Here is a 12,177-nt window from a genome sequence, read left to right as displayed (position 1 = left end):
TCCCCCCCCCCCACCACCGGGACCGCGGAACCGGATTCGAGCACCAGCTCGGTACCCGCGGCCAGCTCGTGCTCGCCCGGCGCCAACGCCACCGGACCGTCGACGCGGCGGCCGTCCACCGTGCCCACGATCGAAACCTGTTGACCCGCACCGACCTGCACCACCACGTCGGTGGTGATGTCCACCGTGGTGCGCTCGGTGACCACCGGCGGCGCGGCCGTGCCGAGCTCACGGTCCTGGCCCAGGAAATGGCCGAGTAATACCAGCGCGGGCAGCGCGACGGCGGTGAACTTCAGCCAGTACTGGAACGCCTGGACCAGCGTGATCGACCGCATCCCGCCGCCGGTGACATTGGCGATCACGATCGCCCCGACCGCGACGGCCCCGACCCAGCTCGGCACGCCGAGCAGAATCCGCAAGGTGAGCCCGGCCCCCTGGAACTGCGGGATCAGATAGACCGCGCACACGAGCACCACCACCACCGCGGCCAGCCTGCGCAAACGTACCGAGCCGAGCCGGAACTCGGCGAAATCCGGCACCGTGTACGCGCCCGAGCGGCGCAGCGGGGCGGCGACGAACAGCAGCAGCGCCAGGTAGCCCGCGGTGAATCCCACCGGATACCACAGCGCGTCGGCGCCGTACTTCGCGATCAGTCCTGCCACACCGAGAAACGAGGCGGCCGAGAGATATTCGCCGGAGATCGCCGCCGCGTTCCAGCCGGGACTCACGCTGCGCGACGCGACAAGGAAATCGGAGGTGGTCCGCGAGAGCCGCACGCCGTACGCGCCGATGGCCACGGTGGCGAGCGCCGCGAGCAGCAGGGCCGCGACGGTCAGGGCGGGCGCGCCCACGTCAGTCCCCGGCCAGGTCGAGGAAATCCTCCTCGTTGCGCTCGGACAGCCGGACGTAGAGGCGACCCACCCCGTACAGCGCCGGGAACACCGCGACGCCGAGCAGCAGCCAGGGCAGCCGCACGCCCAGGACCACGGCCGAGCCGAGCGCCTCGATGCTCAGCAGCAGCGGAACCGAGCCGAGCGCCAGGACCGTGACCAGCGCCAGTCGCAACGCGAGGCCGAGCTGGGCACGAATGAGTCCGCCGATCAAGGCTTCCCCGATCTCGGTCTGCTCGGCCACCTCCGCCCGGGTGCGCACCCGCCGCGCGCCACGCCGCTCGGCGAGCACCACCCGTTGCCGCGCGGGCCGCTGCGGCCCGGTCACCGGTTCGTCCAGGTGTGGCGCGGCCCGTGCACGAGCCGCTGTTTGAGTTCGCGCACCTGGCGGCGGCTCACGGGCAGTTCCACTGCCGCCGCGCTGCCCTCGGCGCGCAGGCACACCACCGTGCCGCTTCCCACCGTGCGCAGGCCCGTGACCAGCCGCAGCGCCACCAGGTAGGAGCGGTGCACGCGCAGGAAACCGGCGTTCTCCCAGCGGGATTCGAGGGCGGAGAGCGGGATGCGCACCAGGTGCGAGCCCGCGCTGGTGTGCAGTCTGGCGTAATCGCCGTCCGCCTCCACCCAGCTCACGCTGGACCGGTGCACCAGAGTGGTCACGCCGCCCAGTTCGACGGGGATGACCGCGTTCGGGTCGGCGCGCGGCGCCGCGGGCGGCGGGGGAGCGGCGCGCGTCTGGCCGATGCGCCGCACCGCCTCCGCAAGGCGCGCCTCGCGCAGCGGCTTCAGCAGATAGTCCACCGCGCCGAGATCGAACGCGCTCACCGCACGGTCGTCGTGCGCGGTCACGAACACCACCGCGGGCGGGTTGGCGAACTCGGAGAGGATGCCCGCCAGCTCCATGCCGTCGAGTCCGGGCATGTTGATGTCGAGAAAGACCGCGTCGACCGGATGGGTACGCAGCACCCGCAGCGCGCCGGTCGCCTCGCCCGCGGTGTGGATCTCGCCCACTCCCTGCTGGGTGCGCAGCAGGTACACCAGCTCGTCCAGAGCGGGCTTCTCGTCATCCACGGCGAGCACGCGCAGCGGGCCCGCTTGCCTTTCGGTGTTCTGCGTCACAACCTTTTCATGGTAAAGGCATGGTGATCGGACGCGTTTCGGATATCCCGACCAGCGGATATCGCGCGGTACGCGTCAGGCGCGCACGCCGGGGCGGAACTTCGGCACCCGCAGGCTGACCTTGGTGCCCGCGCCGGGCGCGGTCTCCACGACCAACCCGTAGTCGTTGCCGAAGGCCGCCCGCAGCCGGTCGTCCACGTTGGCCAGCCCGACGTGCGCGGACTCGCCGGAACCCGCCGGGCCGGAACCGGATTCGATCGCGTCGAGTGCGCCGGAACGCAGCAGGTCCGGATCGATGCCCGCGCCGTCGTCCTCGACGCTGATCAGGCAATCGGTGCCCGCGTCGGTGGCCACGATGGCGATGGTGCCGCCGCCCTGCCTGCCCGCGATGCCGTGCCGCACCGCGTTCTCGACCAGCGGTTGCAGCGCGAGGAAGGGCAGCACGACGCCGAGCACCTCGGGCGCGATCCGCAGCCGCACCTGGAGTGCGTCGCCGAAGCGGGCTCGCTCCAACGCCAGGTAGCGCTCGATGTTGCGCAGTTCGTCGGACAGCACAGTGAATTCGCCTGCGGCGCGGAAGGAGTAGCGGGTGAAGTCGGCGAATTCGAGAATGAGTTCCCTGGCCCGCGCCGGATCGGTGCGCACGAACGAGGCAATGGTGTTGAGCGCGTTGTAGATGAAGTGCGGGCTGATCTGCGCCCGCAGCGCGCGCACCTCGGCGCGGTCCAGCCGGGCTCGGGACGCGTCGAGTTCGGCCAGTTCCAGTTGGCCGCAGGCGTAGCGGGCCACCTCGGCGAGCGCGCCGAGCAGTCCGGGGCCGGGCTTGCCGCCGGTGACCACCCCGAGCGCGCCCGCTGCGCCGCTGTTCTCGATCAGCAGCGGCTGGGCGATCAGCGTCCGCGCGCCGTGCTCGCCCTGGCCGGGACCGGCCACCAGCACCGGCCGTTCGCTCGCGACAGCCCGCCGCGCGGCGTCGGCGAAGGCCTCGACGAGATCGGCGTGCGATCCGTCCCAGGCCAGCACCTCGCCCACGGCATCGGCGACGCCGAGGGCCGCAGCGCCGGTCAGCGCACGCAGGTGCGGAGCGGCCTCCTGCGCGGACCGGTCGGTGAGCCCGCGGCGCAGCGGCACGGCCGCCAGCGAGGCGGTGTGCAGCGCCGAGTGCACGGCGCGTTCGGCGGGCGTGGTGACGACCCGCCGCGTGCGCAGCCACACCAGCAGAGCGCCGCCCGCCACCAGCGCCGCCGCGACCACGGCGACCGCGGTCGCGGTCACCGGACCACAGCGAATCGACCGATCATGATCCGATTATCGGCCGTGCGGGTGGACGGGTGCGGGTCAGCCTTGGTACTTGGAGACCGTGAAGTTGACGGTTCCCGGCTGGGGAAGGTGCGCCGCGCCCAGCGTGATGGTGGCGGTGAAGTCTCCGACGCCGGGACTGAAGATCGCGGACTTGCCGTCGTTCATCCAGTAGCCGGGGCCGTTGGGCGTGCGCGTCACCGAACCCGTTGCGCCGGTGGCGGTATTGCGCCAGTTCAAAGTCACCGGGAGGCTGCAATTTCCGACGCCCCACATGGTGGAGGCCACGGTGAACGCCGCGGACTCCGGGTAGGCGTCCCCGTTGACCGACGCGTCGATCTGCGCGATGCACAGACCGTTCGTCATCGAGTAGACGGTCACGAACTTGCTGCTCTCGGCCGCGGCGGGCGCGGCGGTGAGGGTGAGCGCGGCCGCGGTGAGCGCGGCGGCGGCCGGAGCAATTACGGCTAACGTGCTGGTCATCTTGGTGATCAACGTGGACACCTCGATCCGATAGTCGCGGATAGTCGGCCCTGCATATGCGGAGGCACACTACCAATACCGAGCGCGCCGTCTGGGCGCTTTCGATCGATCTCGCAGCGCGCGCGCACGCTGTCTCCGGCGCCGTCGCGGACGGCATTTCCCGGCCGATCTGGGCGGCCGATCGCGACGCGCCGGTGATCTTCTTCACGACGCGCCGATGATCATCCTGGCGGCGCGTGCCGGTGCGAAACCTTGTCGCAGGGGGCGCATAGACTCGTTGCTCCAACCCCCGTCGAGACCTTGGGAGGAAGGACTGTCTTGGCCGAGTCCGGATCGTTCGTTCACCTGCACAACCACACCGAGTACTCCATGCTCGACGGCGCGGCCAAGATCTCTCCGCTGTTCACCGAGGCGAAGCGACTCGGGATGACGGCGGTCGGCATGACCGACCACGGCAACATGTACGGCGCGGCCGAGTTCTACAACTCCGCCAAGAAACACGACATCAAGCCGATCATCGGCATCGAGGCCTACATCGCGCCCGCCTCCCGGTTCGACACCAAGCGCGTGCAGTGGGGCGACCCGAGCCAGAAGGGCGACGACGTCTCGGGTTCCGGCGCCTACACCCACATGACGATGGTCGCCGAGACCGCGACCGGCCTGCGCAATCTGTTCAAGCTCTCCTCACTGGCCTCCATCGAGGGACAGCTCGGCAAGTGGGCGCGCATGGACGAGGAGATCATCGCGCAGTACGCCGAGGGCATCATCGCGACCACCGGCTGCCCGTCCGGCGAGGTCCAGACCCGGCTGCGCCTCGGTCACGACCGCGAGGCGCTGGAGGCCGCGGCCAAGTGGCAGGAGATCTTCGGCAAGGAGAACTTCTTCCTCGAGGTGATGGACCACGGCCTGTCCATCGAGCGGCGGGTCCGCGAAGGACTGCTGCACATCGGCAAGCAGCTGGACATTCCGCCGTTGGCCACCAACGACTGTCACTACGTGACGAAGGATCAGTCGGCCAACCACGAGGCGCTGCTGTGCGTGCAGACCGGCAAGACCCTCTCCGATCCGACCCGCTTCAAGTTCGACGGCGACGGCTACTACCTGAAGTCGGCCGACGAGATGCGCGCGCTGTGGGAGGCCGAGGTACCCGGCGCGTGCGACAACACCGTGAGCATCGGCGAGCGGGTGCAGTCCTACGACGACGTGTGGAACTTCAAGGACCGCATGCCGGTGTTCCCGGTGCCGGAGGGCGAGGACCAGGACTCGTGGCTGCGCAAGGAGGTCGACCGTGGCCTCGATCGCCGGTTCCCCTCCGGCGTGCCGCAGGAGTACTACGACCGCGCCTACTTCGAGCTCGACGTCATCCGGCAGAAGGGCTTCCCCGCCTACTTCCTCGTCGTCGGCGACCTCGTCACCCACGCGAAGGAGGTCGGCATCCGCGTCGGCCCCGGCCGTGGTTCGGCGGCCGGTTCGCTGGTCGCCTACGCGCTCGGCATCACCAATATCGACCCGATTCCGCACGGCCTGCTGTTCGAGCGGTTCCTGAACCCCGAGCGGCCCTCCGCGCCCGATATCGATATCGACTTCGACGATCGCCGCCGCGGTGAGATGGTCCGCTACGCCACCGAGAAGTGGGGCAGCGACCGGGTCGCCCAGGTGATCACGTTCGGCACCATCAAGACCAAGGCTGCCATCAAGGACTCCGCGCGAGTCCAGTTCGGCCAGCCCGGTTTCGCGATCGCCGACCAGATCTCCAAGGCGCTGCCGCCGCCGATCATGGCCAAGGACATCCCGCTCTCGGGCATCATGGATCCCGATCACGAGCGGTACAAGGAAGCCGCCGAGGTCCGCGAGCTCATCGGGAACAATCCCGATGTCGCCAAGATCTACGAGACCGCCCGCGGCCTGGAGGGTCTGATTCGCAACGCGGGCGTGCACGCCTGCGCGGTGATCATGTCCTCCGAGCCGCTGATGGACGCGATCCCGGTGTGGCGCCGCCCGCAGGACGGCGCGATCATCACCGGCTGGGACTACCCGTCCTGCGAGGCCATCGGCCTGCTGAAGATGGACTTCCTGGGTCTGCGCAACCTCACCGTCATCGGTGACGCGCTGGACAACATCAGCGCCAACCGCGGCGTCGACCTGGACATGGACAACCTGCCGCTGGACGATCCGGGCACCTACGAATTGCTGTCTCGCGGTGACACTCTCGGCGTCTTCCAGCTCGACGGCGGGCCGATGCGCGACCTGCTGCGCCGCATGCAGCCCACCGGCTTCAACGACATCGTCGCCGTGCTCGCGCTGTACCGCCCCGGCCCGATGGGCATGAACGCGCACAACGACTACGCCGACCGCAAGAACGGCCGCCAGCCGATCAAGCCGATCCACCCGGAGCTCGAGGAACCGCTCAAGGACATCCTGGCCGAGACCTACGGCCTGATCGTCTACCAAGAGCAGATCATGTTCATCGCGCAGAAGGTCGCCTCCTACTCCATGGGCAAGGCCGACGCGCTGCGCAAGGCCATGGGTAAGAAGAAGCTCGAGGTGCTGGAGGCCGAGTACAAGGGCTTCCACGAGGGCATGACCGCGAACGGGTTCTCCGAGGGCGCGGTGAAGGCGCTGTGGGACACCATCCTTCCGTTCGCCGGCTACGCGTTCAACAAGTCGCACGCCGCGGGCTACGGCCTGGTCTCCTTCTGGACCGCCTACCTCAAGGCCAACTACCCGGCCGAATACATGGCGGGCCTGCTCACCTCCGTCGGCGACGACAAGGACAAGGCCGCGGTCTACCTGTCGGACTGCCGCAGGCTCGGCATCACGGTGCTGCCGCCGGACGTCAACGAGTCCGAGCAGAACTTCGCCTCGGTGGGCAAGGACATCCGCTTCGGTCTCGGCGCGGTGCGCAATGTCGGCGCCAACGTGGTGGCCTCGATCATCCAGGCGCGCAAGGAGAAATCGAAGTTCACCGATTTCTCCGACTACCTGAACAAGATCGACGCCATCGCCTGCACCAAGAAGGTCACCGAATCCCTCATCAAGGCGGGCGGTTTCGACTCGCTCGGGCATCCGCGCAAGGGCCTGCTGCTCATCCACTCCGACGCCATCGACGCGGTGATGACCACCAAGAAGGCCGAGGCGATCGGGCAGTTCGACCTGTTCGGCGGTATGGACGCCGACGAGTCGGTGGCCTCGGTGTTCAATGTCGCGGTGCCGGACGAGGAATGGGAGTCCAAGCACAAGCTGGCGCTGGAACGGGAGATGCTCGGCCTCTACGTCTCCGGGCATCCGCTCAACGGCGTGGAGCACGTGCTCGCCGCGCAGGCCGACACCCCGATCCCCACCATTCTCGAAGGCGACGTGAAGGACGGCGCGCAGGTCACCATCGGCGGCATCCTCGCCTCGGTGAACCGGCGCATCAACAAGAACGGCCTGGCCTGGGCCTCGGCCCAGCTGGAAGACCTCACCGGTGGCATCGAGGTGCTGTTCTTCCCGCAGGCGTACTCGGTGTACGGCGCCGACGTGGTCGAGGACGCGGTGGTGCTGGTGAAAGCGCGCGTCTCGGTGCGCGACGACCGAATCTCGTTGATCGCCAACGACCTCGCGGTCCCCGACCTGTCCTCCATCGGCGTGGCCAAGCCGCTCGCGGTGACCATCTCCACCCGCATGTGCACCCCGGACAAGATCGGCGAATTCAAGCGCGTGCTGTCCCGCCACCCCGGCACCTCCGACGTGCACGTCCGCCACGTCGGCGCCCGCGACAAGACCACCCTGCTCAAACTCGACGACAGCCTGCGAGTCTCCCCGTCCTCGGCTCTCTTCGGCGATCTCAAGGCACTCCTCGGCCCCAGCTGCCTGACCATTTGACCGACGACGGCCGCCGGATCCGCTCCGGGATTCGGCGGCCGCTCGTCGCGAGGCGCGGTCAGTGTGCGCTGCTGACCAGGGCGTCGGTGGGAGGCGCGGTGGTAGTGCGGGACGGCTTGCGGTGCAACTGGTCCGACCACAGCACTAAAGGTGTTGTAGATGCTCGCCACCGGCAAAACGGCCGCTGGACGGTGCTTTAACCGTGTCTTCAGCCGATGACAAGCCGCCGGGGTAAGACTCGGCATCGTTCCGAATCCCCTCTCACCACAGGACAACGATCATGGCAGCAATCCTCCGTCCCTTCCGCGCGGCGCTCGTCGCGCTCACCGCTCTCGCGGCCACCCTGGTGTTCGCCGTCGCGGGTGCGGGCGCCGCACAGGCCGGGGTCTACGCGGAAATCGAATTCGCGCCGGGCACCAGCGAGGCCACCCTGGACGGGGCGGTCGTGCGCGGCGACGCCGACAGCTACTTGCTCGAGGCGCGCGGCGGACAGCTGCTGAAGACGGCCATCGTCGCGCTGGAGGACAACGTGAACTTCAGCGTGTCCGCCCCCGACGGACTGGTGCTCGCGGTCGAGGAGACCTGGACCGAGATCGTGCTGCCCTACGACGGCGTGTACCGCGTGCTCGTCGCGCCGACCCGTGGCAACGCCAGCTACACGCTGCACGTCGAAATCCACTAGGGGCTACGGGGAGACAGCGACCCCCAGCGTCAATGCGGCGAGGAACTTCGGTCCCTCGCCGTAGAACACGTCGAGGTCGCGGATCTCGAACCCCGCGGCCTGCACCAGGCCCCTGATGTCACGGTCCAGATTGCAGCCGCCCGCGATCGCCTTTTCGATCGGGTTCAGGCGGTGCTGCCACGCCTGGACCTTGGGATCGGGGGCCAAGCCGTGCTCGACGAAATGCAGGGTCCCGCCCGGTATCAACACCCGGCGCACCTCGGCCAGCGCGGTCGCGACATCCGGAATGGTGCACATCGTCCAGGTCGAGAGCGCGGAGTCGAAGGTGTTGTCCGCGAACGGCAGCGACTGCCCGTCCAGACCGGCCCGCTCGATCGGCACGGTGGCGCGGTCGAGCCGCTTGCGTGCCAGCTTCCAGCCGAGGTCGGCGGGCTCGACCGCGCTGACGGATTCGACGGCCGCCGGGTAGAATGGCACGTTCAGTCCGGAGCCGAAGCCGATCTCGACCACCCGGCCGTGCAGCCCGGCGCAGGCCCGCGAGCGCTGCGGCTCGTTGACCCGCATGCCGCAGGCGAATTCCACGAGCCGGGGCACGACCTGATTCTCGTACAGTCCCACCCGTTCACTCTCGCAGTCCGAGTGCCGGTGCGCCAGTGCCGCTCGATCGCCGTCCGTAACGCGCCACGGTGGTCGACGGGATGAGGTCGGCGGCCGGGCGTGCGATGCTGGCGCGATGACTGTCTTCGAGGTGTGGGCGCCCGAGGCCGGCGCGGTGCGGCTCGATCTCGACGGCACTGTGCACCCGATGCGTGGCTCGGCCGACGGGTGGTGGCGCGTCGAGCGGGACGCGCCGGACGGGGCGCGGTACGGATACCTGCTCGACGACGATCCGACCGTGCTGCCCGACCCGCGCTCGGCTCGTCAGCCGGACGGCGTGCACGGGCGCTCCGCGGTGCACGCACTGGATCCGAGCGCGTGGACCGACGGCGACTGGACCGGGCGACCGCTGGCGGGCGCGGTCTTCTACGAGCTGCACCTCGGAACGTTCACCCCCGGTGGCACCTTCGACACGGCGATCGAACGCCTGGATCATCTCGTCGACCTCGGCGTCACCGTGGTGGAGCTGATGCCGGTGAACGCCTTCGACGGCACCCACAATTGGGGCTACGACGGCGTGCTCTGGTACGCGGTGCAGGAGAGCTACGGCGGTCCCGACGGCCTGCAACGGTTCGTGAACGCCTGTCACGCGCGCGGGTTGGCGGTCTGCCTGGACGTCGTCTACAACCACCTCGGACCGTCCGGCAATTACCTGCCCCGCTTCGGTCCCTATCTGACCGAGGGCCGCAACACCTGGGGCCGCAGCCTCAACCTGGACGGCCCCGCCTCGGACGAGGTGCGCCGCTTCATCATCGACAACGCGCTGCGCTGGCTGCGCGATTTCCACCTCGACGCACTGCGGCTGGACGCCGTGCACGCGCTGGTCGACCGCACCGCCACCCACCTGCTGGCCGAGCTGGCCGCCGCGACCGAACGCCTGGCCGCGCACGTGCGCAGGCCGCTGACCTTGATCGCGGAAAGCGATCTCAACGATCCGCGCCTGATCACACCGCGCGCGGCGGGCGGCCACGGGCTGGCCGGACAGTGGAACGACGACCTGCACCACGCCGTGCACACCGCGGTCTCCGGTGAGCGGCAGGGCTACTACGCCGATTTCGGCTCGATGGCCTGTCTGGCGCGCACCCTGACGCACGGCTGGTTCCACGCGGGCACATACTCCAGCTTCCGCGGCCGCGTGCACGGCCGTCCGCTCGACCGATCGGTGGTACCCGGTTCGGCGCTGCTCGCCTACACCTGCACCCACGACCAGGTCGGCAACCGGGCGCTCGGCGACCGGCCGAGCGCGTACCTGACCGACGGCCAGCTCGCCGTCAAGGCGGCGCTCGTGCTGTGTTCGCCGTTCACCCCCATGCTGTTCATGGGGGAGGAGTGGGGTGCGCGCACGCCGTTCCAGTTCTTCACTTCGCACACCGACCCGGAGATCGGCGCGGCCACCGCGGCCGGGCGCAAGGACGAGTTCGCCGAGCACGGCTGGCCGAGCGAGGACGTGCCCGATCCGCAGGATCCCGCCACATTTCAACGCTCCAAGCTGGACTGGTCCGAACTCGCCGATCCCGCGCGCGCCAGGCTGCTCGCCTGCTATCGCGCGCTGCTCGCGTTGCGGAGACGACATCCGGATTTGACCGATCCATTGATGTCGCACGTGCGAGTGGACTACGATGAACGGTCCCGATGGCTTGTCCTTCATCGTGGCTCGCTCCGTCTGGTGTGCAACCTGTCGGAAGATCCAGTGCGGGTGCCGGTCACCGGGTTCTCGTTGCTGTCATGGGAGCCGCCGACCGAAGGGCCAACGGGCACAACGATTCCCGCGCACTCGTTCGCGCTGCTCGCCGATTCGCTCGCGACCGCGAAAAGCGCCGTGACCGAACCGAATCCCGGGTAACGGTACGTCAACTGTCCCGGACAGGACCATTGCCCTGGTGTGACCGTCGCCATTACCTTGGAGTGATGAGCAACGTGGCTTCAGTCGGCGGCAGCGCCGCCGCCGAATTCGGACCTCTGGTACGCGCTTTCACCAGAGCGTTCGGACATCGTCGCGGCGCGGGCGGTGCGCTGGCGGTGCATTTGAACGGCGAACCCCTCGTCGACATCTGGGTCGGCGCCGCGGGCGAGCAGGACTGGACCCACGAGACCGGCTCGATCATCTTCTCCGCCACGAAGGGCATCACCGCCACCGTCATCCACCGGCTGGCCGACCGCGGCCTGCTCGACTACAACGCTCCCGTCGCCGAATACTGGCCGGAGTTCGCCGCCAACGGCAAGGGCGGGATCACCGTGCGCCAGGTGATGACGCACAGCGCGGGCCTCTCGGCGCTGGCGCCGATCGCGAAGTCCCCGGACGACATCCTCGACCACGAGCTCATGGAGCGGCGCCTGGCCGCCGCCACACCGGATCGGCTACTCGGCGTGCCGACCTATCACGCGCTCACCTACGGCTGGCTGCTCGCCGGTCTGGCTCGCGGGATCACCGGGAAGAGCATGGGCGAGCTGTTCCGCACCGAGGTGTCCGAGCCGCTCGGCATCGACGGGCTGCACCTGGGTCTGCCGCCTGTCGAGTCCGGCACGGTGTACGCGCCGTTGGCGGGCAGCCAGCTCAGCCTGCTCGGCAAGCCGCTCGGTTCGCTCCTGCTGCGCCGCAGTCACCTCATTCCCGGCGCACTCGGCGCGGTCTCCCGCTGCCTGTTCCTGCCAGGGCTGGAAGCCATCCTGGAGGGCGACGGCCCGTCCATCCTGCGCACCGAACTTCCCGCGGGCAACGGCGTCGCCACCGCGTCCGCGCTGGCCACCATGTACGGCGCGGTCGCGAGCGGGCAGGCACCCGACGGACGGCCGTTCCTCTCGCGCGCCACGATCGACGAACTGAGCAAGGTGCGCACCTACCGCCTCGATCACGCGCTGTTCTACGCGCCGATGATGTGGCATCTCGGCTACCACTCGCTGCCGATGCCGGGCGCTCGCGGCGGTCTCGGCCACCTCGGACTCGGCGGATCGTTCGGCTGGGTCGAACCGCGGCTCGGCCTCTCGGTCGGCTTCGTGCACAACCGGCTCTCGGTGGGTCAGCTGGGCGTCGACCAGTTCTCGGCCATGTGGCTGCTGCCGCTGATGCTCAACTGCCTGCGCGCCACCCGCCGCGTCACCCTCGACGAGACCCGCGACGCGGCGGCCTGACCGCCCGCGCGATCCGGCCGACGCACCGACCGCTACCCGCCCCGCCCGGTCCGC

General features: G+C 69.3%; 11 protein-coding genes. 5 read left to right on the top strand and 6 right to left on the bottom strand.

All coding sequences use genetic code 11. The annotated features are described in order from the left end of the window. The 5 genes from AC3EO7_RS36740 to AC3EO7_RS36720 form a co-directional block, all read right to left on the bottom strand. On the bottom strand, nucleotides 1-851 hold an 851-nt coding region (locus AC3EO7_RS36740), incomplete at its 3' end, for a sodium:solute symporter family transporter (protein WP_435593727.1). A gap of 1 nt (nucleotide 852) precedes the next feature. Further along, nucleotides 853-1,218: a hypothetical protein gene (locus AC3EO7_RS36735; protein WP_431972207.1), complete on the bottom strand. Its 366-nt coding sequence runs from the start codon at nucleotides 1,216-1,218 to the stop codon at nucleotides 853-855. Then, nucleotides 1,215-2,009: a LytR/AlgR family response regulator transcription factor gene (locus AC3EO7_RS36730; protein ID WP_431972208.1), complete on the bottom strand. Its 795-nt coding sequence runs from the start codon at nucleotides 2,007-2,009 to the stop codon at nucleotides 1,215-1,217. Before AC3EO7_RS36730 ends, AC3EO7_RS36735 begins: the two co-directional genes overlap by 4 nt. A 75-nt stretch (nucleotides 2,010-2,084) precedes the next feature. Beyond that, nucleotides 2,085-3,284 carry a sensor histidine kinase gene (locus tag AC3EO7_RS36725; protein ID WP_435593726.1) on the bottom strand — a complete coding sequence of 400 codons (1,200 nt, stop codon included), beginning with the start codon at nucleotides 3,282-3,284 and terminating at the stop codon, nucleotides 2,085-2,087. Nucleotides 3,285-3,347: 63 nt separating this feature from the next. Further along, nucleotides 3,348-3,803, bottom strand: coding sequence for a hypothetical protein (locus AC3EO7_RS36720; RefSeq protein WP_431972210.1), 456 nt, complete (start codon nucleotides 3,801-3,803; stop codon nucleotides 3,348-3,350). Nucleotides 3,804-3,847: 44 nt separating this feature from the next. On the opposite strand from AC3EO7_RS36720, the gene AC3EO7_RS36715 reads away from it, so the two are divergent. The 3 genes from AC3EO7_RS36715 (at nucleotide 3,848) to AC3EO7_RS36705 (ending at nucleotide 8,337) form a co-directional block, all read left to right on the top strand. Further along, a complete protein-coding gene (locus AC3EO7_RS36715) occupies nucleotides 3,848-4,012 on the top strand; it encodes a hypothetical protein (RefSeq protein ID WP_431972211.1) in 165 nt (54 codons plus the stop codon). 97 nt (nucleotides 4,013-4,109) lie between these two features. Further along, nucleotides 4,110-7,655 (top strand): DNA polymerase III subunit alpha, encoded by a 3,546-nt coding sequence (dnaE, locus tag AC3EO7_RS36710; protein WP_431972212.1) that lies wholly within the window; start codon nucleotides 4,110-4,112, stop codon nucleotides 7,653-7,655. 280 nt (nucleotides 7,656-7,935) lie between these two features. Then, entirely contained in the window at nucleotides 7,936-8,337 is a 402-nt protein-coding gene (locus AC3EO7_RS36705; protein WP_431972213.1) for a hypothetical protein, read from the top strand. A 3-nt stretch (nucleotides 8,338-8,340) separates the two neighbouring features. Here the strand turns inward: AC3EO7_RS36705 and AC3EO7_RS36700 are convergent, their stop codons facing one another. Continuing rightward, complete coding sequence (locus AC3EO7_RS36700) at nucleotides 8,341-8,901, bottom strand: class I SAM-dependent methyltransferase (RefSeq protein WP_431972235.1); 561 nt, start codon at nucleotides 8,899-8,901, stop codon at nucleotides 8,341-8,343. A gap of 169 nt (nucleotides 8,902-9,070) precedes the next feature. Here AC3EO7_RS36700 and treZ point away from each other — a divergent pair, with 169 nt between their 5' ends. Next, nucleotides 9,071-10,837 carry a malto-oligosyltrehalose trehalohydrolase gene (treZ, locus tag AC3EO7_RS36695; protein ID WP_431972214.1) on the top strand — a complete coding sequence of 589 codons (1,767 nt, stop codon included), beginning with the start codon at nucleotides 9,071-9,073 and terminating at the stop codon, nucleotides 10,835-10,837. Nucleotides 10,838-10,902: 65 nt separating this feature from the next. Continuing rightward, on the top strand, nucleotides 10,903-12,123 hold the full coding sequence (locus tag AC3EO7_RS36690) for a serine hydrolase domain-containing protein (protein WP_435593725.1): 1,221 nt from the start codon (nucleotides 10,903-10,905) through the stop codon (nucleotides 12,121-12,123). Nucleotides 12,124-12,177: the final 54 nt, after the last annotated feature.

Source organism: Nocardia sp. bgisy118 (assembly GCF_057708605.1).
The sequence above is the reverse complement of the archived record's forward strand: the minus strand, read 5'-3'. Positions and strand labels throughout refer to the sequence as shown.